The 21,611-nt window shown below is 62.0% G+C and carries 18 protein-coding genes; 11 read left to right on the forward strand and 7 right to left on the reverse strand.

Going from position 1 to position 21,611, the window contains the following annotated elements:
* Positions 1-106 precede the first annotated feature (106 nt).
* Positions 107-940, forward strand: coding sequence for an AraC family transcriptional regulator (locus tag R4P65_RS23945; RefSeq protein ID WP_317828385.1), 834 nt, complete (start codon positions 107-109; stop codon positions 938-940).
* Between the two features lie 191 nt (positions 941-1,131).
* Positions 1,132-2,073, forward strand: coding sequence for an ABC transporter substrate-binding protein (locus R4P65_RS23950; protein WP_317828386.1), 942 nt, complete (start codon positions 1,132-1,134; stop codon positions 2,071-2,073).
* A 6-nt stretch (positions 2,074-2,079) separates the two neighbouring features.
* Here the strand turns inward: R4P65_RS23950 and R4P65_RS23955 are convergent, their stop codons facing one another.
* Positions 2,080-2,535 carry a MarR family winged helix-turn-helix transcriptional regulator gene (locus R4P65_RS23955; protein ID WP_317828387.1) on the reverse strand — a complete coding sequence of 152 codons (456 nt, stop codon included), beginning with the start codon at positions 2,533-2,535 and terminating at the stop codon, positions 2,080-2,082.
* A gap of 147 nt (positions 2,536-2,682) precedes the next feature.
* On the opposite strand from R4P65_RS23955, the gene R4P65_RS23960 reads away from it, so the two are divergent.
* Entirely contained in the window at positions 2,683-3,717 is a 1,035-nt protein-coding gene (locus R4P65_RS23960) for an ABC transporter substrate-binding protein (RefSeq protein ID WP_317828388.1), read from the forward strand.
* Here R4P65_RS23960 and R4P65_RS23965 read toward each other — a convergent pair.
* The gene (locus R4P65_RS23965; protein WP_317828389.1) at positions 3,653-4,486 is read right to left on the reverse strand and encodes a phosphatase PAP2 family protein; all 834 of its coding nucleotides are present in this window, start codon (positions 4,484-4,486) and stop codon (positions 3,653-3,655) included. The genes R4P65_RS23960 and R4P65_RS23965 overlap by 65 nt on opposite strands.
* Positions 4,487-4,603: 117 nt before the next feature.
* Between R4P65_RS23965 and R4P65_RS23970 the strand changes: the two genes are divergently transcribed.
* Complete coding sequence (locus R4P65_RS23970; protein WP_317828493.1) at positions 4,604-5,278, forward strand: response regulator transcription factor; 675 nt, start codon at positions 4,604-4,606, stop codon at positions 5,276-5,278.
* Between the two features lie 3 nt (positions 5,279-5,281).
* Here the strand turns inward: R4P65_RS23970 and R4P65_RS23975 are convergent, their stop codons facing one another.
* The 4 genes from R4P65_RS23975 to R4P65_RS23990 form a co-directional block, all read right to left on the reverse strand.
* Positions 5,282-6,670: a sensor histidine kinase gene (locus tag R4P65_RS23975; RefSeq protein WP_317828390.1), complete on the reverse strand. Its 1,389-nt coding sequence runs from the start codon at positions 6,668-6,670 to the stop codon at positions 5,282-5,284.
* 88 nt (positions 6,671-6,758) lie between these two features.
* Positions 6,759-8,141, reverse strand: a complete 1,383-nt coding sequence (locus tag R4P65_RS23980; protein WP_317828391.1) for a serine hydrolase domain-containing protein — start codon at positions 8,139-8,141, stop codon at positions 6,759-6,761.
* A 20-nt stretch (positions 8,142-8,161) separates the two neighbouring features.
* Entirely contained in the window at positions 8,162-11,530 is a 3,369-nt protein-coding gene (locus R4P65_RS23985) for a serine hydrolase (RefSeq protein WP_317828392.1), read from the reverse strand.
* Between the two features lie 54 nt (positions 11,531-11,584).
* Positions 11,585-13,195 (reverse strand): ABC transporter substrate-binding protein, encoded by a 1,611-nt coding sequence (locus tag R4P65_RS23990; RefSeq protein WP_317828393.1) that lies wholly within the window; start codon positions 13,193-13,195, stop codon positions 11,585-11,587.
* 162 nt (positions 13,196-13,357) lie between these two features.
* Here R4P65_RS23990 and R4P65_RS23995 point away from each other — a divergent pair, with 162 nt between their 5' ends.
* The 4 genes from R4P65_RS23995 (at position 13,358) to R4P65_RS24010 (ending at position 17,144) form a co-directional block, all read left to right on the forward strand.
* On the forward strand, positions 13,358-14,518 hold the full coding sequence (locus R4P65_RS23995; protein WP_230814936.1) for a pyridoxal phosphate-dependent aminotransferase: 1,161 nt from the start codon (positions 13,358-13,360) through the stop codon (positions 14,516-14,518).
* Between the two features lie 64 nt (positions 14,519-14,582).
* A complete protein-coding gene (locus tag R4P65_RS24000) occupies positions 14,583-15,188 on the forward strand; it encodes a TetR/AcrR family transcriptional regulator (RefSeq protein ID WP_003945736.1) in 606 nt (201 codons plus the stop codon).
* A gap of 55 nt (positions 15,189-15,243) precedes the next feature.
* The gene (gene purB, locus R4P65_RS24005; protein ID WP_317828394.1) at positions 15,244-16,665 is read left to right on the forward strand and encodes an adenylosuccinate lyase; all 1,422 of its coding nucleotides are present in this window, start codon (positions 15,244-15,246) and stop codon (positions 16,663-16,665) included.
* A 65-nt stretch (positions 16,666-16,730) separates the two neighbouring features.
* Positions 16,731-17,144 (forward strand): HIT family protein, encoded by a 414-nt coding sequence (locus R4P65_RS24010; RefSeq protein WP_317828395.1) that lies wholly within the window; start codon positions 16,731-16,733, stop codon positions 17,142-17,144.
* A gap of 15 nt (positions 17,145-17,159) precedes the next feature.
* Here the strand turns inward: R4P65_RS24010 and fes are convergent, their stop codons facing one another.
* Positions 17,160-18,395, reverse strand: a complete 1,236-nt coding sequence (fes, locus tag R4P65_RS24015) for an enterochelin esterase (protein WP_317828396.1) — start codon at positions 18,393-18,395, stop codon at positions 17,160-17,162.
* A 54-nt stretch (positions 18,396-18,449) separates the two neighbouring features.
* Here fes and fepB point away from each other — a divergent pair, with 54 nt between their 5' ends.
* From fepB to R4P65_RS24030, 3 genes are all read left to right on the forward strand, one after another.
* The gene (gene fepB / locus R4P65_RS24020) at positions 18,450-19,457 is read left to right on the forward strand and encodes a Fe2+-enterobactin ABC transporter substrate-binding protein (RefSeq protein ID WP_317828397.1); all 1,008 of its coding nucleotides are present in this window, start codon (positions 18,450-18,452) and stop codon (positions 19,455-19,457) included.
* A 147-nt stretch (positions 19,458-19,604) separates the two neighbouring features.
* Positions 19,605-20,882: a sensor histidine kinase gene (locus R4P65_RS24025; RefSeq protein WP_230814941.1), complete on the forward strand. Its 1,278-nt coding sequence runs from the start codon at positions 19,605-19,607 to the stop codon at positions 20,880-20,882.
* Positions 20,879-21,541 carry a response regulator transcription factor gene (locus R4P65_RS24030; RefSeq protein WP_317828398.1) on the forward strand — a complete coding sequence of 221 codons (663 nt, stop codon included), beginning with the start codon at positions 20,879-20,881 and terminating at the stop codon, positions 21,539-21,541. Before R4P65_RS24025 ends, R4P65_RS24030 begins: the two co-directional genes overlap by 4 nt.
* Positions 21,542-21,611: the final 70 nt, after the last annotated feature.

Here is a 21,611-nt window from a genome sequence, read left to right on the forward strand (position 1 = left end):
ACAACTCGCGGTCAGGTGCGGTGGGATCAACTTCTGCCGCACCTGTTCGGCGTGGGCAGCGGTTACAGTCACCTGGACAGACGACGCTCGATCCAGGGATGTAGACGTGAGGCGGACAAAATCCGAGATCGACGGTGATTGGCTCCGGTGGGGCGTGCCGTCGAACGACGAGTTGGTGGTATCCGAACACGAATTGGACGACGAGCCCGAAGATTTGGTTCTGTGGGGTGGTGCGTCGAGTGCTGATCAACCGGTGACCTGGGAAACCCACGCACACCGATCGAACGAGATTCTGTTCCCTCGTTCCGGCATAGTGGTTGTACGCTCAGGCGCTCAGATGTGGACTTTGCTGCCGGGCAGAGGTCTGTGGATACCGGCACTGGTTCGGCACTCGGTGCGCGTTGCCGCGGGTGCGCAATTCTTGACCGTGTATTGCGCTGTAGGGCAGGGACCTTCGCTCGGTGATCACCCGGTTGCGGTGCACGGCACGCCGCTTCTGTACGAGTTGTTTCTGCATCTGAGTGCTCGCGACATGTCGGACGATGCGAGGCGCCGCGCCGAGCAAGTATTCTTCGACCTCGTTGTTCACGGCGACGAGCGCGGAGCGATGAAGATTCCCGATTCGGGGCCGGTCGGCCGGATTGCGCGCGACCTGTTGTCCCAACCGGACGATCCACGCAGTTTCGAAGACTGGGCGAACGAGATCGGTGTCAGTACCAGCACTTTGGCTCGTCGATTCAAAGTGGATGCCGGCGTCAGTTTCGGCCAGTGGCGCGTACTGCTTCGGATGAACGTGGCGATGTCCCTGCTCGGCCAAGGCATTGCGGTGGCCGATGTGGCAGAGCAGATCGGATACTCGACGCCCAGTAGTTTCGTCGCCGCCTTCAAGCAGTCCACCGGTGTCACGCCGACGGCATTTCGAAAGAACGCGGACCGCTGATCGAATTTCGACATTCTTTGACAAAACTCCGCGATTGCGTCAACTCCTGATCCGCTCTACCGTTAGCCATGTAGGCGAGGCTTACTTTACTTTCCGGGTTCGGGTTTCTCCCGAAACCCGCTCGACAGCATGGGGCAGAAGTGATCGATTTTGTTGCGCCGCGTTCCCAACGCGGTAGCAGGGCCATCTTCATGGCTGTGGCAGTGGCACTTTCGACGGTACTGGCAGCGTGTGGCACCTCGACGACCGACACGAAGTCCGACGGTGAAGCGTGGACGTATGTTGATGCGCGTGGGCAGCAGATTTCGCTCGACAAGGTCCCTGAACGAATTGTGGCGACGGCGGACACCGCGCCGGTGCTACTCGAATACGGCGTCATTCCGGTCGGCATCATCGGATTCTCCAGGCTCGACGAATCCACGTTGAATGCATTCGACTTCAGCGGAATTGCCCATGTCAGCGAGATTGACACAGATATCAGCGCCGAGAAACTCCTGGCAGTGGACCCGGATCTCGTCATCGACATCTGGAGTTCGTACAACGGCGGGAACTTCGGCAGCATCTGGGGTGACAATATCGCTCGCGTCGAAGAGGTTGCTCCCATTGCCGGCGTCAAGATCACCGACGGGGCGCAAGCGGCGCTGGACAGCTTCAGTTCGTTGGTCCAGGGTATCGGCGGCACCGACACCTCGCCGGTCTACGCGGCGAAACGGGAAGAGTTGAGTGCGCTCGGTGACCGAGTGCGTGACTTGGCTACTTCGCGGTCGAATATCTCTGTTGCATACGTGATTCCGTTGGAGTCGAGCCTTGACTACGCGGTGCCGGGATGGACTCCGCTCGGAAGTATTCTCGAAATGATGGGCGTCGAATTCGCCAAGCTCGACAGCGAGGACGGTTTCTGGGCGTCGGCGAGTTGGGAAGAGCCGGGCGTCTTTCCGGCTGATCTCCTCCTGATTCCGCCGACTTGGTCGGATGCACCGGAGCTCAATTCGCCGACTTTCACCAGGCTTCCGGCTGTGGTTTCGGGACAGATTGCGCCGGTCGAACTTCGTACGGGGTACAGCCTGACGGGCATCACGGAGCAGATGAAGCGTTTTGCCGACGTCTACGAGAAGAGCGGGAAAGTCACCTGAGCAGTGTCACCGCGGCGCGTGATCTCGCAATGATCGATTGACCCGGTCGAGGATGCCGATGGCAGCGGTCAGCGTGTCGAGGTCACCCTCGTCGAGGGATGCCAGTTCTTCGGCGAGGACGCCGACGCGTAGTTCGGACCGACGGTCCCGTCGCGCGCTTCGTTCGTCCTTCACGTAAAGCGTGCTCACTCGCCCGTCCGTGGGATCGGGCCGTCGCTCGATCAGGTCTTTGTCGGAGAGTGTGCGCACCAGTGTGCTGACGGTGTTCGGGCGTCTGGAGAGTCGATCGGCGACAGCCCCGATGCGAGTGCCCGGATGGTGCGCAACATCGTGAAGTACTTCGGATTGTGCCTCTGGCAAAGTCGCGTCGGTGCCTGATGCGTCCATGTATTCGCGCAGCGCTCGACGTAATTCGAAGGCCGCAGCGATGAGTGATCTCGATGCTTCTTCTGTGGTGGGCACGCGAGTGGAGTAGCGATCGATCCCGTGTGATTCACGCTCTGAAACTGTATCTGACACAGATATAGTTTACAGTTCTTAGAAGGGTAGGGTGACCTAACCATGACGGAGGACGAATCTGTCAAACATCGCGACGTACGGGACACGATCATGAATTTTCCAAAGACATCACGCAGTGCCCTGCTGATCGGCGCACTGGCCTTGGTGGCGACTCTCAGCGGCTGCTCGAGTGAGGACGCCTCGACCGCAGATGCTGAGATCCGAGCGTCGGCGCCGACGGACTCTGCGTTTGTCGCTCCGCGAGAAGTCCCGGCCGGCATGGGGAGCGGGAAGTCGGACGGCGAATTTCCCCGCACCGTCTCACACTTCGAAGGGGACACCACGATCGAATCACGGCCGGAGAAGGTTGTGGTGATCTCGACCGGACAGGCCGATGCGCTCCTGTCGCTCGGTGTCGTGCCAGCAGGTTCTACGCGTGGTGACGGTGCGGACCTGGTGCCGCCGTACCTGTCGGCCGCATACCCCGAATTCCGAACTCAGCTAGGTGATGTCGTCGACGCAGGTGGGCGCTTCACGCCGAATTACGAAGCGATCGTCAAGCTCGACCCCGACCTGATCTTGATGAATGTCGCAGGGAAGGATGCCGATTCGCTGTACGACCAGCTTTCGGCGATCGCACCCACCGTGGCAACGCAGGGGACCGGCGTCAACTGGAAGCAGGACTTCCTGCTCGTTGCGGACGGAATAGGCAAGACAGAGCAGGCGACGGCATTACTGGATACCTTCAACGCGGATGCCGCAGCCCTGGGTGCTTCCCTCTCGTCGCCGCCGACGGTGTCGTTCAGCCGCCAGAACGGAAATCGGCTGCGCATCTTCGGTATTCCTTCGTTTACCGGCAGTATCGCCCAGGACGCCGGCCTGACGCGTCCGGAGTCGCAGCAATTCGACGACACCTCCCGAGACATCAGTGAGGAAGAGTTGAACGTGGCGGACGCTGATTGGATCTTCTACGGGGTGCAGGGTGGGGACCCGGTGACGTTGACGAACGCGCCGTTGTGGGCGCAGTTACGTGGTGTGGTTGCCAACCACGCCGTTGCTGTCGACGATGACGTCTTCTACCTCAATACCGGACCGACTGCGGCTCGTGAAGTGCTGAAGGTTCTGCAGAGCACACTGCAGCAGTAGTTGATTCGGCTTGGATGGGGGTGCCGAGGAACCGGAAGACGGCGCCGCCCACAGTGACCGCGAGTGTCGCGAGAACGGCTCCGGCGATGACGTCGGTGAGCCAGTGAGCTCCCAAGTAGAGGCGAGTGAGCGCGACGACGACGGTGACCGTCACGGCGAGGAGCATCAGAAGGCGTTTGACGGCCGGTGTTCGGTCGAGGCTCACAACGAGAACCGCGATGCCGAACAGCGCTCCTGTGCCGGTCACGTGACCGGACGGGAACGAGTGGCCGGTCTCGAGAAGTACTTGGATATTGGTCGGCGGACGTTCGCGACTGACTAGTGCCTTGATGACTGTGCTGGCAACCGCTGCACCGCCAACGGTTCCGATCACGATCAAGCCTGGGACTACCGAACGCGCTCGCCACGAGATGAGCACCCCGCAGGTGATCCCGAGCAATGCGGTGGCGACAGGACTGCCGAGATCTGTGACTGCGGCTGCGATCTGGTCCAGGGCGCCGCTCCGATGATCGACCATCCAGTTGGTCACCGGCCCGTCGAAGCTCGTCAACCACCCGTTTCGATATACCTGGATCGACAGCGTCACCAGGGCAAGCACGAGTCCGCACGTGCGGAGGACTGTAGACCGAACGCTGGAAGCTCGGTAGATCGAACCGAACGTGAACAGTGCTGCGGCTACCACGATTGCGGCAACCGCAATTTCCGCGGTAGTGCTTTCGGTCAGGACTTCGGTGACCACGTTTCGCACGGTCGACACAGTTGCAGGCATGAATGCAGTGTGACGATCCGAAGCTGAAGAAACGCTGAACGGAACTCGGTCATGGGCCAACCGTCTGCTCTACTGGGTGCATCCGAACAACTGTGTGTCGACGAAACGGGGCCGGTGATGCGAGTACTGGTGGTCGAAGACGAAGTGCGCCTGGCCGAGACGATCCGGCGGGGACTCGTGGCCGAGGGGTTCGTGACCGCCGTAGAACTCAACGGGGACGACGGATTCGCGACTGCCTGCAATGACGAATTCGACGTGATAGTTCTCGACATCATGTTGCCGGGAAAGCATGGATACGACATCGTGCGGGACCTACGCGCCCGGGAGATCTGGACGCCGATCCTGATGCTGTCGGCGAAGGACGGCGAATACGACCTCGCTGACGCTTTCGACCTTGGTGCCGACGACTATCTGGTCAAGCCCTTTTCGTTTGTCGTCCTCCTTGCGCGGCTGCGCGCTCTGGTGCGGCGCGGAGCTCCGCAACGTCCGGCGATACTCGAAATAGGAGACCTGTCCCTCGACCCCGCCAAACATCAGGTGAGGCGAGCGGGAAGCGAATTGACCCTGACGCCGCGTGAGTACAGCGTTCTCGAGTTTCTGATGCGCAACAACGGAGTTGTGGTCACCAAGAGCGAGATCGTCCGCTCCGTCTGGGACCGCAACTACGAAGGTGATGAGAACATCGTCGAGGTCTATATCGGTTACCTACGTAAGAAGGTCGACCTGCCGTTCGGAACTCACAGCATCGAAACCGTCCGAGGCGTCGGGTACCGCTTTGTCGGGACTGCCTGATCTTCAGTCGTTCGGTACCGGAATTGTCACCTCGAATCGACTTCCGCCGCACACTCTCTCGCTGACGGCGATGGTTCCGTGATGCGCCGCCACGATTTCCGACGCGATGGCGAGTCCAAGTCCGGACCCACCCCCTTGTCTCGACCGTGGTTGGTCCAGGCGGACAAAGCGTCCGAAGATTCGTTCGCGTTCTGCTGCAGGGATTCCGGGCCCGTCGTCCTCGATCACGATGTGGGCTTCGTGGCCGGCTTCGGTGCACTCGAGATGCACGAGGGTCTCGGCGTGCCGCACTGCGTTGTCGACCAGGTTGCGCACCATTCTCGTCAACGCTCGGGGGTCTCCGGAGACACGAACCGGAGCCACGGCAGCGGTGACCTTGACCTCGGAGAAACCGTCGATCCTCTTCTTCTCGGCGAACAAGATGTCGTCGAGGTCGACATCGACGGAGGTACCGATCTTTTCGAGTTCGCTTTCGTCCGAGCGCGCGAGGATCAACAGATCCTCGATCAGCTGCCGCATGCGACGCGCCTCGGGCAGTAGTGCGTCCTCGATCAACGCGTCGTCGAGGAGATCTGGGCGGTGGTGTGCCAGTTCGAGAGCCGTCGTGATCGTGGACAGCGGACTACGTAATTCGTGTGAGGCATCGCTGACAAATCGTTGCTGGGCCAGTGCACCTTCGTCGAGGCGTGCAAGCATGTCGTTCATTGTTGTTGCCAGCCGGGCTATCTCGTCGTTCCCGGCCGGGACGGGTACTCGTTCACCCTGTCGACCACTCGAAATCGAGGCCACCCGAGCGCGTATGCGTTCGACGGGAGCGAGGGCCGAACCGACCAGGCGGTAGGTGGCAAATGCGGCCAGCGCCAGAACCAGGGGGCCGACGATGGCCAGCAGAACGGCAACGGTGATGACAACGGTTTCAACCGGTTCGCGGTCGGCACCGACGAAGACGGTGACCGGTCCGGCCGGCGTCTGAGCGCCGCGTCCGATCAGCCAGTAGTCCTCGTTGTCCGACTCTTTCACCCGTCCGAAGGTGTCCGACTCGTCAGGGCCGAGAAGCTGTTCGGACAGGAGGCCACTCTCGGTTCCGGGAGATTGGGCGACTATTCGGTGATCGGCGTCGACGATCTGTACGATTCCGATCTGACTGTCTGTGGACAGAAGCGAGGGGTCGAGATCGGCCGGGTTCTTTCCGTTGAGCTGCTGGACCAACTGCGTGGCGCGAGCTTCGGAGCTGTTCAATGCGGACAGATGCAGGGAGTTCGCCAGTACGAAAACCAGTGCAAGCCCGGCGATCACCAGGCAGAAGGCGATCACGAGCGTCGATGCCACGGTCGAACGGGCACGTACGCTCCACCGAGACGGGTGCAGAATCGACTCGCCGATGAAGTTCATGGCGTCCAGTCTGTACCTTCGCGGCTGTGCATTGACGAAGACGGGTGACGCGGTCCCGTAAATCGGACCGCGTCACCCGACTACAGGATCAAGCCACTCGCTTGGCGGTTCGGCCGCCGAATTCGAGCATCACGGCGCGTCCGGTGTCGTCGGTGACAAAGCGCCCCAGCGTCCGCGTGGTGTCGGCGCGCGCAGCGAAGTCGAGGTCGTTGACGAAGGCGATCGGGATCGCCGGCGGCCAAACGATGTCCTCGTATTCGCCGAGGTCCTGCGCGCTGCCCATTCGGACGCCGATTCCCTCGTCACCGGGCGCGACGGTCATGGTCAGGTTGCCGGCCTGGTACTTGCCCAGGACGGCATCGACGGCCGACGGAGCGGGTTCGACCACGTCGAGAGATACCGGAGCGGGCAGTTCCGCGAGGTTGGCCATGCACCAGTCGACGATCTTCTTGCCGATTCCGCCGCCGAGTGCGTTGGTCAGCACGGTGACGGCGAAGTTCTTCTCGGGCACCGTCAAGAACTCGGAGACCTGGAGATTGCTCACATTTCCGCCGTGCCGCACTACCTGGGTGGTTCCGTACCGAGTCAGCAGCCAGCCGATGCCGACCTCCTCGAACATCATCGCTGCGGGACGTTGCGGCTTCTGCATCAGCAACCGGGTGGACTCGTCGAGCGGCTGTCCCTCACCGGGGTGTTCGCCCGAGAGTGCGTAGCGTGCCCAGACGAGCTGATCGCGCACCGAGGACCACATTCCGCCGCAGGGCGTCATGCCGCGGTCAAGCCCAGTCTCGTTGGATACGAACGGCTCACCGTCGCGAATGTAGTGGCCGAGTGCAAACCGGTGAGTCATCACGTCCCAGGGCAGGAACGCCGAGTTCTTCATGTCGAGTGGGTCCAGAACGCGCTGCTTGACCAACTCTTCGAAGGTCAGTCCGCTGATCTTGGCTACGACGTATCCGGCGAGAACGAATCCGGAGTTGCTGTAGGAGAAGACTTCTCCGACGGGAAATTCCTGTCGTAGTTCTTTCAGTCGTGAAATCGAGCGGCCCAGGGCGTCTTCGCCCCAACCGGCCGAGAGGCTGGCGTCGCCGGTGAATCCGCCGGTGTGGGTGAGGAGATGGCGCATCGTGACTGTGCGGGTGGCTGCGTCGTCGGCGAGGGTCAGTTCGGGGACGTACTCGGCCAGCGGCGTGTCGAGATCGAGAAGACCGTCCTCGACCAGTGCCATCGCGGCAGTTGCAGCAAAGACCTTTGTGGTGGAGCCGATCATGAACATCGTCTTGTCGGTGACCGGGAGCTGGGTTTCGATGCTCTCGATGCCGCTGGTGACGACGATGTCCTTGTCGCCATGCACAATTCCGACCGAGACGCCGGGGATGTTCGCCTCGAGCCTCCACTGATCGACGAGTTCTTGAAGCTGTTCTTGCATCTTTGATTCCTCGAGTTCGCTGGCGTTCTGTGTATCCGTCATCGTATGTGTATCGGTCGTCGTCACGCGTTAACCCGTGGTAGGAAGCGGAATCCGACGTACACGCCGTCGCGGTGCGGCCGTACCGTCGTCCAACCGGCGGCCCCGGATTGACGGGTGGTCCAGGTCCCCGGGATCTGCGACGGTACGAGAGTAGCTACCGTTGCAGGCTTCTTCGGAGCTGTTTCGTCTTCCTCGGGATTCGGGATGACGTCGCCGATGACGGTGATCACGGCTTCGTCAGTGGACTCTCCACGACGGAACTCGATTGCTATTCCGCCCGAGCTGTACTTACCCAGGACCGAATCCGGAATCGACTCCGCACTCGCGGGGTTCGGGGCGAGGGCTTGCGGAAGTTCGAGTCCGACCAACGCGGCCGCGGCTTCGGTGAAGAGATCGCGGTAAAGACCGTCTGCTTTGCCGCCGCTGGTCAGCAGCGCGATTGCGACATTGTGGCGGGGGAAGATACGCAGATATGCGTGCTGTCCGATGGTGCTACCGTCGTGCCCGAAAATCTCTTCGCCCGACCAGGTTTCGTGGAACCAACCCAGACCCCAGCCGGATTTGTCCGGGAACAGATCGCTGATGTCGATTTCGGGTGTGCGCATCGCGGCGGCTGATTTTTCCGACACGATCCGTACGCCGTCGACGCTCTGTCCTTCGAGAAGACCGAGTTCCGCGAACGTGAGTAGATCTCCGATGCTGGCAGTGATGCAGCCGGCGGGCCCCATCGAGCGCGTGATCGGCCAGACGGGCATCACGACGGAGTTCCCCGTATGACCTGCTGCCACAGAGTATCTCGGAGCATCTCCGGTCAACGTGAGTGTGTGCGCGAGGCCGAGCGGATCGATGATCCGCTCCTTGAGGATGTCGTCCCAGATTCCTCCGCGGAGAACCTCGACGATACGAGCTGCAAGGACGTACGCGGAGTTCGAGTACGCGAAGCCGTCCTCGAGTGGATGAACCTGACGGAAGTCACGCAGGCCCTCGACGTAGCGTTCGACGACGTCGTCGCCGCGACCCTTGTCGATGAACAGGTCACCGTCGATTCCGTTGCGATGGTTCAGAAGTGCGCGAACCGTGATGCGGGCAGCTGTTTCCTCGTCCTGCAGTGCGAAGTCGGGCAGGATCGACCGGACGGTCGCGTCCAGGTCGAGTAAGCCTTCGTCGACCAGCTGCATGACCAGCATCGCGGTCCACACCTTGGTGATGGATCCGATCTGGAACAGGGAGTCGGTGGATACCTCGACCCCGGTGTCTGCATTGATCACGCCGGAAGCCACCGTCGTACGGGTGATTTCCTTGCCGCTGGAATCGAGTGTGAGAATTCCGAATTGAGCTCCGGTGACGCCGTAACGCTCACAGAGTACGTCGAGTGAACGCTTCCATGCATCGGCTCCGGCAGACGCGTTGGCCAGGCCGGTCTTGGGTAGCTTCGCGGAGGTGTATCGCTTCACCCACTCGATGAGCCTTGTGCTGTAGTCGATTCGGTGTGAGATCGAGCCGTTGACGAGGAAACCGTGGCTTGCGCCGGGATACGCCACCATTCGGGTCGGGACGTGCTGCTGGCGCAGCGCGGCGAACCAGGCCTCGGCCTGACCTAGCGGGCACCGCTCGTCCGACTTTCCGTGCAGGATCAGCGTCGGAGTCACCACGTTCTTCACGGCGGCGAGGGGCGAGGCAGCCAGGAGCCCCGCGGAGTTCTCGGGGACCGTCGTTCCGGTGGCCAGTGAGGCGAGGTGCGGACCGAAATCGCAAACCCCGGCCATGGCGTTGAAATCGCAGATCAGCCCGCCGGCCACCGCCGCGGCAAAGCGATCGGTCTGAGAGGTGAGGTGGCAGGTGCTGTATCCGCCGTAGCTGTACCCGGTGATCGCCAGTCGGTTCCCGTCGACAAGTCCTTCGGCGACAAGAGCGTCGATCGGCTCGAGGAAGTCAGCTTGGTCCGAGGTGCCCCAGGCGCCGTTGACGGCGTACATGAAGTCCTCGCCGTACCCGTCCGATCCACGTGGATTGAGGGTCAGGATGCGCCAACCCTGCGCTGCGAGAACCTGGTGGGCGGGGTGATAGGTGTCGGCAACGCCAGTCCATGCGTTGTGCGGCCCGCCGTGAATGTCGAGCAGAAGTGGTGCAGCGCCATCGGTTTCGGGAGCGGACAGCAACCAACCGTGCACGGTACGGCCGTCGGAGATGGTGAATTCGCGTTCCTCGGCGGCAAACAGGGTCACCTCGGGAAGTGCTTCTGCGGTGAAGCTTGTCAGCGTGGTGACGGCGCCGCTGTCCAGGTCGACGAGCGCGACCTCACCGAAGGACTGCTGTGTGGTGACGATGACGGAGGCGACGCGCGCGTCACGGGCAACGGAGAGCGCCGCGACGACCTCGTTGGGATTGGCGACGAGGGAGCGGGAGGTGCCGGTTTCGATGTCGACGGCGTACAGATGCGTCCATCCGCGATCGCGCAGGCAGAACACGATCTCGTCGCCGGTGTTCGACAGTGCCGGTGTGCCACCGGGGTAACCGGGCGCGCCGGGCATCACGTTGCGATCGAGATGAGCGGTAAGGGTGACGTCGACCGGTGTCTCGATTGGGCCGGGGGCGGACAGACGGATCAGGTCTGCAGTTCCGATACGGACCTCGGGAGTGCCGATGGCGACAACCGAATCTCCGTTCGGGTGCCAGAGCGTCGAGCCCTGCACCCCGGTGGCGTGACCGAGTTGCTGCGGCGGAACCGACAGATCGTCGACGAGGATTCGGTAGGCGCTGAACGTGAGGTTCAGATCGCTGTCCGGTTCCAGATTCGCGGTGAAGGCGAGAGCCTTGCCGTCCGGTGACCAGGACGGAACGTCTGCATTCCAATCACCGTCGGTGAGCCGTCGAACTGCCTTCGTCTCCAGTTCGACGGTGTGCAGGTGGCGCCGGAAGGTTCCGAGCCAACCGGCACCGTCCACCTTGTATCCGAGTCGGTCGGTGACGATGGGCGCATTCGGATCGGTGGAGTCCGAACGCGAGACCACGGCGGCGAATGCAATGGCTTTTCCGTTCGGGCTCCAGGTCGCTGCGCCGGCACCGAGGGGGAGTGATGCTGCTGTGGTGAGGGTTTCGGCCTCGCCGCCGGCGAGCGGGATCAGGTGCAACTGCGCGGAGTCGCCGACCTTGCGGAGGAAGGCGATCGAGGTTCCATCCGGAGAGAACCGAGGGGCCGAATCGGCAGGTCCGGCAGTGAGGCGACGAGCCTGGGAATCGCGGGACACTGCCCAGAGCGATGTATTTGCCTTTCCGGCAACTATTTCCGAGCGAACGAAGACGACCACGGTGCCGTCGGGAGAGATTGCGGTTTCAGTGGGTGTGACCACACGGTGGAGGTCGTCGAGAACAAATGGACGGTCAGTCATGTAGATCCTTCGAATCGGAGAAATAGATGCAGACGTAAAGCTTTGTCTTCCGGCTTATTTCAGAACGCGGATGCCAGGGCCGGCCAGGGTGCCGCCAACCGGTGCATACAGGGCCGTCGCGCCGTTGAAGAACATGAAGTTCGGCGACGTGGACACCGGAATGACGTCAGACGAGGTGAACAGTGCTTGTTCCGCTTCCTTCCAAACCGAGCAGGATTCCTGCCCGGGCAGAACCGAGGCCTTCGCCGCCAGTTCGGTGTACTTCGGATTGTCGATCGATGCGAAGTTGACACCCGACGGTGGGGTGGGGCCGGCGAAGTACGGAACGAAGATGCTGGGGGTGTCGCTCTGGACGGTCAGTCCGATCGAGATCGACCATGACGTCAGGTCTTTCGCCGCGAATGTGTTGGAGATGATGAAGTTGTTGTCACCACCGCGGAGCTCTACCTTCGCGCCGAGCTCCTGCCACTGCTTCATTGCGTATTCTGCTGCTGCAGAGGTGGTGTCGCGGTAGTTGGCAAAGATGACCGTCAATTGCAGCGCTTGACCGTCCTTGGTCAGGACACCGTCGGATCCGGGCTTCCAACCGGCGTCCGCGAGAGTCTTCTTCGCCGCGGCCATGTCGAACTTCGGAACTACACCGGTGACGCTGTCGAAGTCGCATGCCCGCGGATCGACTACTGCCAGTGCCGTAGCGCGTGAGCCTTTGCCACCGGTGTTGATGTCCGTGTAATCGTCGAGGTCGATCGCCTGTACGAGTGCGGTGCGTACCGCCTGGTCGTTGGTGGGGAGAGCCGCATTGTGGTTGAAGATGAACTGTCCGCTCAGGGTGTTGGACGTCATCGATTCAAGGCCGGAAGCTTCCACACGTTCGATATCCGCGCCGGCAACCGGGGCCGCGTTGACCGTTCCGGTGAGGACCAGATTCGCCGTCGTCGCGGCGTCGGTCACGACCTTGATCGTGACCGTCTCGGGCACTCCGAGCGTGTCCGACGTGGTTTCGCCGTTCGGCCCCCAGTTGTATCCGTCGCGGCGTTCGAGCGTGACGTGATCGTTGGCCACTACTTCGGTGATCTTGAACAGTCCGGTTCCGTTGCTGCTGCCTCGAACACTGGCAGGGTCGTCGAGCGCTGCCTGGCACGCCAGCTTGAGAGCGCCGATGCGCTCGAGGAGGAAGGGCGCGGGTTCCGTTGTCTTGATCGTGAGCTCGTCACCATCAGCGGTTGCTACCGCAGTTTCGGGTACGGATGCTCCCAACCACGGCGAGCCGTTGGTCTTGTCGACGACCCAGTTGATGTTGTTCGCCGCTGTCTGGGCGGTGAAGGTCGTGCCGTCTTCACACGTGATCCCCTTCTTGAGGGTGAAGTTCAGCGAAGTTTCGTTCTCGCTCCATTTTTCGGCCAGATACTGGCCCGCTGCGCGGGTTTTGGGGTCGATGGCCAACAACGAGTCGTTGGTATAGCTGTTGATCGCCTGCGTGGCAGTCAGATTGGTGATCAGAGGATGAAGGTTGCCGGGGTCGGTGTTCACGATCGTCGTGAAGCTGCCGTCCTTGGCGTAATCGCCGGAAGAATCCCCGCCAGGATCAGAGGAGCTTCCGCATGAGGCAACCGTGAGAACGCCGATCGTGACCAGAGCCGCGGTGGGCACTGAGCGAGCTTTCATCTGATGCACCTTTTGATCGAAGGAAGTCGTTGATCAATGTTGCGCGAGTGACGTGGCCCAGGTCTCGTTGAATCGACTCATGCTGAGTGCCTGAATCTGTCGGATCGTCACAATGGGTGGTCTTCGTTTCTTGCCGCAACACGGTTCGACTACCGTCGGAGTGTGCGCTCAGAATCTCGTCGATCAGATATCCAGACCTTCCATGTCATGGATGTATGGAAGGCCGCGACCGAACGTCAGCGGACACACGGTGACGTTCTGACGTTGGCTGCCGGTCAACCGTCGACGCCCGCTCCCGCGCCGGTGTTGCGCGCGACGCGAGAGATTCTCGGCACTGAACTACTCGGATACACCGAGACTTTCGGGATCCTGCCGCTGCGCGAAGCTATTGCGCGCTACCACAGTGAGCGCTCGGGAATCTCCGTCGACGCCGAAGACGTGGTGGTGACGACCGGTTCGTCCGGGGCGTTCACCTTGCTCTTCCTGGCCGCGTTCGATGAGGGGGACACCGTGGTGGTTGCTCGTCCCGGATATCCCGCGTACCGCAACACCCTTGCCGCGCTCGGCTGCAACGTCGTCGAACTCGACTGTGGGCCGGCAACTCGATACCAGCCGACGGTGGAAATGCTCGAGGCGTTGCCGGCGCCGCCTGCCGGTCTGATCGTCGCCAGCCCCGCAAATCCGACGGGCACGGTGATCTCGCCCGAGGAGCTCGCTGCATTGGCGACGTGGTGCGAGCAGCACGGCACTCTCCTGATCTCGGACGAGATCTACCACGGCATCGGATACGGCGATCAGCACACGTCGAGCGCCTGGGAGACCTCGCGCGAGTCCGTTGTGATCGGATCGGTGTCCAAGTACTTTTCGATGACCGGTTGGCGGCTCGGCTGGATGTTGGTGCCGGCCTACCTGCGGCGCCCGCTGCAGAGACTCGCGTCGAACATGACGGTGTGTCCGCCCGCGATCTCGCAGTACGCCGCGATCGAGGCGTTCTCGGACGAGGCGAAGGTCGAGTTGGACGGGCACGTTCAGCGGTACGCAGTCAATCGTGAACTGCTGTTGACCGGACTGCCGAAACTGGGCATCACGGAGTTGGCTCCTGCTGACGGCGCGTTCTACGTCTACGCGGATATCGGCCATCTGTGTGGTGACGAGGGCGCCACCGCTTGGTGTGCGCGGTTGCTGACAGATACCGGGGTCGCGTTGGCACCCGGAATCGATTTCGACACCGTCCACGGAAACCGGATGGTCAGACTTTCGTTCGCGGGTGCGACAGCCGACATCCAGGAGGCGCTGATTCGCCTCGAGAAGTGGCTCGGGTAACAAACAGCAGGGTCTTCGAGCTGTTTCGCCATGCGGAGGTGCCCTCTGCTGGCACGATGTCGTGGTGTCTTCTGCAGCTACGCCCAAGGGCGAACGACGTCGCCAAGCTCTGGTGGCGTCCGCTGCTGAACTATTGCTGGAAGGCGGGTTCGACGCCGTTCGTCACCGAGCGGTGGCAACCAGGGCCGACCTTCCACTGGCTTCGACGACGTACTACTTCGACTCACTAGACGATCTGATCGCGTGCGCCGTCGAGCTCAACGGCAACGCCGACATGGAAGCGATGCGCGCCAGAGTGGCTGCGGTGACCCAACGTCGGAGGGGCGCCGAATCAACCGTCGAACTGTTGGTCGAACTGCTGCTCGGCGACGAAGAGAAGCGTCCGGAGAGCCGCGAGCGTTTGATCTCGCGCTACGAACGATTCGTCGCGTGTGCCCGTCATCCCGCGCTTCGTGACGTGCAGTTGCGCCTACGCGCCCAGCTCGACGACCTGTTGACCGATGCGCTTCGACGCTCGGGCCGGTCGGCTCCCGAGGGGCAACTGCGTCGTCTCGTCGCGATGGTCGACGGCGCGATGATCACGGCTCTGGGGGAGTACGACCCGGACCCACGGGGGTTGGCCAGGGGAATGCTCTTGGAATCGATCGACGTGATGGCGCCGCCGGTCTAGCTCGGTCACTATCGGGGGTAACAGCACTGCTTGGCCCCCGTTAGACTGAGGCCTCGTGAGCCGCATCCCGAATGTCCTTGCCAACCGATACGCCAGCCCCGAGCTTGTTGCTCTGTGGTCTCCCGAGTACAAGATCGTGCTCGAGCGTCAATTGTGGGTGGCGGTGTTGCGTGCGCAGGCAGAGTTGGGCATCGACATTCCGGCCGACGCCATCGACGACTACGAGCGCGTCATCGACAACGTCGACCTCGAGTCCATCGCAGACCGCGAGCGGGTCACCCGCCACGACGTGAAGGCGCGCATCGAGGAATTCAATGCACTCGCCGGTCACGAGCAGGTCCACAAGGGCATGACCAGCCGTGACCTCACCGAGAACGTCGAGCAGCTGCAGATCGTGCGTTCTCTCGAACACGTCTACAGCCACGGCATCGCCGTCGCCGCCCGCCTGGGTGAGCGCGCTGCCGAGTACTCGTCCATCGTGATGGCCGGTCGCTCACACAACGTCGCAGCTCAGGCCACCACCTTGGGTAAGCGTTTCGCTTCCGCCGCCGACGAGCTGCTCGTCGCGCTGACGCGTCTGCGCCAGCTGATCGACCGCTACCCGCTGCGCGGGATCAAGGGTCCGATGGGTACTGCTCAGGACATGCTCGATCTGCTCGACGGCGATGCGGCCAAGCTCGATCAGCTCGAAGCGAAGGTCGCCGAGCACCTCGGATTCGCGCACGTTCTGACCAGCGTCGGCCAGGTGTACCCGCGTTCTCTCGATCACGACGTCATCTCCGCGCTCGTCCAGGTCGGCGCGGGACCGTCGTCGTTTGCACACACGATCCGCCTGATGGCCGGCCACGAGCTGGTCACCGAAGGTTTCCAGCCCGGCCAGGTCGGCAGCTCGGCGATGCCACACAAGATGAACACCCGCTCGTGCGAGCGCGTCAACGGACTACAGGTGATCCTGCGCGGATACGGCTCCATGGCAGCCGAGCTCGCGGGTGCACAGTGGAACGAGGGCGACGTCTTCTGCTCCGTCGTGCGTCGCGTCGCTCTGCCGGACGCGTTCTTCGCGATCGACGGCATGTTCGAGACCTTCCTGACCGTGCTGATCGAGATGGGTGCCTACCCGGCCGTCATCGAGAAGGAACTGACGCGGTACCTGCCGTTCCTCGCCACGACGCGCGTACTGATGGCTGCCGTGCGCGCCGGCGTCGGACGCGAGACCGCACACGAGGCGATCAAGGAGAACGCCGTCGCAGTTGCACTCGCGATGCGTGAAGAGGGCAAGGAGCCCGATCTGCTCGATCGCCTCGCCGCCGACGACCGTCTGCCGCTCGACCGCGCTGCACTCGACGAGGCTCTGGCCGACAAGGCAGCCTTTGTCGGCGCCGCATCGGCTCAGGTCGATGCCGTTGTCGCCGAGGTCCGGAAACTTGTCGACGCCCATCCCGAAGCTGCGGCGTACGCGCCGTCGCCGATTCTGTAAGGGCTACGCCCCCGTGCGCCTTTCTGGTAGTCACCACTACCGAAAGGCGCACAGGGGCGGAGACCATGAACTGCATCTTCTGTTCCATCATCGCCGGTGAGGCCGAGGCCAGTGTCGTCTACGACGACGCGAATGTCCTTGCCTTCATGGATATTCGGCCGTTCACGTCCGGTCATCTCCTGGTCGTGCCCAAGCGTCACGCGAGCGGATTGTCCGCGCTCGATGCCGACGACGGTGCCAGGATCTTTGCCGTCGCACAGAAGATCGCCGCGGCGATGCGTACTGGGCCTCTCCCCATCGACGGAGTGAATCTGCATCTCTCCGACGGAGCTGTTGCGGGGCAGGAAGTCTTCCATGTTCATCTGCACGTCATCCCTCGAAATCGCGGTGACGGTTTCGGCCTGCGTGCACTACCTCGCACGCCCAGTCGGGCAATTCTCGACAGCACGGCTGCTGTCATTCGCGGCGCACTGAACTAGCGGCACCGGCCTGGTTTACGGACGGCCGATCAGTTCGACAACGGAGTTCAGAAGGGCACTGCGCCAGCACAACCAATCGTGGCCGCCGTCGAAGATCCGATACGACACTTGTGCCCCGGCGGCCTCCAACGCCTGGGCGACCGCTGCGCTGTGCCCGACCATGTCGGACTCGTGCCTACCTACTTCGAGGACAACGCGTAAACCGTCCGGCACGCCGTCGCGCTCGATGCGTGCGGCTATGTCTCCACCCGGCGGACCGTCCTCGCCGCGCTTCAAACCGGTTGGCCACCAGAATGAACCGGACCCGCTGGCGACCAGCGCGAAGTGTTCGGGAAACTCGAGTGCTGCGAACATCGAGGCCAGTCCGCCGAAGCTCTGCCCCGAGACCACGGTTCGCGTTCGATCAGACGAAAAGGGTGCGACGGCGCGTACTTGCGGAAGCAGTTCGTGGACGACTGCGCTCCAGTATTCGCGGTTGCACGGCAATTCTTGCGAACGGCGTTGATTGTCAACGGAATCGACGGCCAGCAGAACGCAGGATTTCAGCTTGCCGGTCTGGACCGCACGATCGAAGGCGGCACCCGCGGGCATGACCTCGGCCCAGTGGCGCCCGTCGAGAAGTATCACGAGTGGGCGTTCTTCGAGCGGTGTCAGCCCGTCGTCCACGGTCTCGTAGATCCACACCGGGCGTTCAACACCCAATGTCGAACTGTCCCAGGTGAGCTGTGCCGAATTCCTGAAAACCGGAGCATCCCAACCGAACTGGTCCGGCGCCATGGGCATCTCGGCGACGGAGCGTCTTGTGTCCACGCCCGCGGAGAGCGGATTGAGTGGGTCGGCGATTCGGTGTTCGAGCAGCCCCAACCAGCGGGTGCGGCGGGTCGAGTCTTCCTTGCCTACTCCTGGATAGTCGAACTCGTCGACTACGGACTTCGATACCGGGATGATGCTGTAACTACTGCGCCAGGTGTTCGAGACGTCGGCAGAGTAGAACCACACCGGACTGTCACCGATCCGCTGCATCACACTGAGTTGTTCTGCGTGATGGTCGGTCAGCGAATTTGCATCCAGATAGACGCGCTCGACCTCAGTCTCTTCGGGCTGACGCCAGAGGAAGGTGACTCGAACAGTCTGTGTATCAACATTTTCGATAATCGGCGTGCCTTGTTGCACTATCCGATTCCAGGACGTCTCGATGTCGGGCGAAGTCGCAAGGGAAGTGGACAGTTCAGTCACCGCCTGAGTTAGCATGAGCACAGCCTAACCTAATTTGATGGGCTTTTGAATTCGAGGAGTGGTCCGCCAGTGGGCGTCACAATGAAAAGATCACGCACCCTGAAGGTGCTCTCCGCAGTCTTGGTAGCAGGGTTCGCCCTCGCCGGATGTAGTTCTGCGGATGCCGATAGTGATGCTGATTCAGCTGCATCGCAGGGTAATTGGCCACGAACCGTGGAATCGCCGAAGGGGTTGATGGAGATAGCGTCGAAGCCGGAGCGGATCGTCTCGACCAGTGTGACGCTGACAGGCACGCTGTTGTCGATCGACGCTCCGGTGGTGGCTACCGCATCGACGGGACCGAACACCGACGTATCGGACGCCCAGGGGTTGTTCACACAGTGGGGCGACATTGCTCGAGAACGTGGACTCGCGGTGCTGCCGATGGGCGGTGCGAACGCAGAATCCGTTCTGGCGCAGAACCCGGACCTCATCGTCGTCTCGGCGACTGGAGGTGACTCCGTCGTCGATCTGTACGAACAGTTCACGGCCATCGCGCCGACAATTGTGGTGGACTACGGCGGAAGTAGTTGGCAGGAAGTCGCCGCAGTGCTGGGTAAGGCGACCGGCCTCGAAGACAACGCCGCGGCGACGGTCGCGAGATTCGACAGTGCGGTAGAGGCTGCCAAGGCCAAGATCACGCTTCCACCGCAGCCGACCACTGCCCTGGTCTACTACGAGGACGGCAGCGGTGCCAACATCTGGACGCACGAGTCCGGGCAGGCGAAGTTGCTCACGGCGATGGGTTTCACGGTCGCTGACATTCCCAAGTCTGCGAAGAGCAGTGAATCGATGGGTAAGCGTAAGGACATCATCCAGGTCTCGGCCGAGAATCTCTACGACGGAATCGCGGGCAATACCCTGATCTTGGTCAGCGCCGACGACGGCGCGGTGAAGGCGGTCGAGGGACTTCCCCTGTTGGCTCAGCATCCGGCGATTCGTGATCACCATGTCTATGCCGTGGGGCTCGATACCTTCCGTCTCGACTACTACAGCGCAACCAATATGGTGAACCGGTTGGTCGAACAGTTCAGCTGATCCGTAAGTACTAGTACTTCCACTCCGAATTAGTCCTTTGGTAGGACCCGAGAATCGAACATTCCCTTCACATTCGTCGAATGTGTGACCAAGTGGTGCGGGCATGCCACCATGAACGTCAATCATCGGATGCGGAATGGGGAGTGGATGTTCGACTCGGCTGGTCAGAATGCCCCGGGGCAAGTCCTGGCATCGCGAGGCTGGGGACGTTTCAGCCTGAACAACCCGGCTACTGCGGCCGTGATCGTCGGTCTGTTGAGTGTGCCCTGGGTGTTCGGCCTCGCCAGTCTCAAGTCGGAATCCGAGACGAGCAATCAAGTACTGAGCGATCCGGCAACCGTTGTCGGCATTATGTGTTTCCTGACGGTGTTGACTGTTGTGGCGTGTGCGCGCCGTCGGTACCCGATCGCGTACTACCTTCTGACGTTGGCAGGATCCGGCGGGTTGATGCTCTTCCTCGGCAGTCGATCGCTCGGGGCCACACCGCTATTCTGGTTCGCGATCATGGCAGTGTCCATCCGGGTGACAGGCATGCGCCTGGTCGGACTGCTGGTCCTCGGAATGGCGATGGACGTGATCATGGCGATGTACACCACCGAACGGGACGGGCTGACGGTCGCCGAGGTTCAGGTGGGGGAGTTGCCCCACCTGTTCCTCGAGCCGGCAGCGAACACCGTCACGAGTTTTCTGGTCATCGGCGCCATGGGAAAGATCGTCGCGCGTCTGCGAAAGCAAGCAGCGGAGAACAGCCAGGCAGTAGCGGATCTGCACCGGGACCGCGAACGCAAGATCGCGAATGCCGTTGTCGCCGAACGGCAGGACATGGCACGTGAGTTGCACGACGTCGCGGCTCACCACATGACCGGCATGATCATCCAGGCGCGTGCCGCCGACAAGTTCTTCTCGAGCAATCCCGAACAAGCGCAAGCCCTGCTGGGCGGCGTCATCGAGCAGGGGCAGCGGGCCCTCAACAGCTTGCGGCAGATCGTGGGGATCCTTCGCCTGGGTGAGGAAGACCCCGATTTCCCGACACCCATGGTCTCCGACATCGACGAGTTGGTGGATGACTGCAGGCGCACCATCTCGTCGATCTCGTTGGAGAAAGTCGGCCGCTTCGACGACTTGGACAGCGGAGTTCAGTTGACCTGCTACCGCATCGTGCAGGAAGCGTTGTCGAACGTCCTTCGCCATGCGCCGGGCAGTGAGTCGAAGGTGCGTCTGAGCCGAGAAGCCGGCGCGGTGCGGGTGCGGGTGATCAATACTCTCGGAAGTTCCCGCCCGGCCTCCGACGGGCAAAACCTCGGAATTGTGGGAATGCGCGAACGCGCGACGCTCATGGGTGGTCAACTGGACGCTGGACCGAATTCGGAAGGTGAGTGGGCTGTGCAGGCACTGGTGCCGGTGAACGGGAGGATCAACGCATGATCGATGTCCTTATTGCGGACGACCAGCAGGTGGTACGGCAGGGGTTCGAGCTGTTTCTCTCCGGACACCCCGAGATTCGCGTCGTCGGGCATGCCAAGACGGGAGTCGAGGCGTACGAGCAGGTGCGTGCACTGCGTCCGGATGTCGTACTGATGGATATCCGCATGCCACACGGCGACGGGTTGACTGCGACCAGGGAGGTTCTCGCCGAGTTTCCGGCGACCCGCGTTATCGTGATCACCACGTTCGATCTCGACGAGTACGTTTTCGAGGCGCTCGACAGCGGCGCCGCAGGGTTCTTGCTCAAAGACGCCGATCCCGAAGAGCTCTCGTCGGCAGTGTTGACCGTGGCCGAGGGTGGCTCGGTGCTCTCTCCGAGATTGACGTCGAGACTGATCGTGGAGTTCGCGCGGCGCAAGCCGGCACCGATGTCCACGGCGCGCTCCGGATCGGATCACGGTCTCAGTGCGCGTGAAATGGATGTGGTGCAACTTCTGGCACAAGGCTTGGGAAACAACGACATCGCGGATTCTCTCAGCCTCGAGCAGAGCACGGTGAAGTCGCACATCAGCAACATCTGCAAGAAGCTACAGGTGCGAACCCGTGTGCAGATCGTCATCTGGGCGTACCGAAACAACGTGATCGCCGTATCGCGCTGACGCACGGGACGCTGCCGCCCCATCCGGCACGGCACGGGCAGAGAAGTACACGTGCCCCGGGTTCGGCCCC

The sequence above is a fragment of the Rhodococcus sp. IEGM 1318 genome (assembly GCF_033142465.1).
Lineage (GTDB): Bacteria > Actinomycetota > Actinomycetes > Mycobacteriales > Mycobacteriaceae > Rhodococcus_F > Rhodococcus_F qingshengii_B.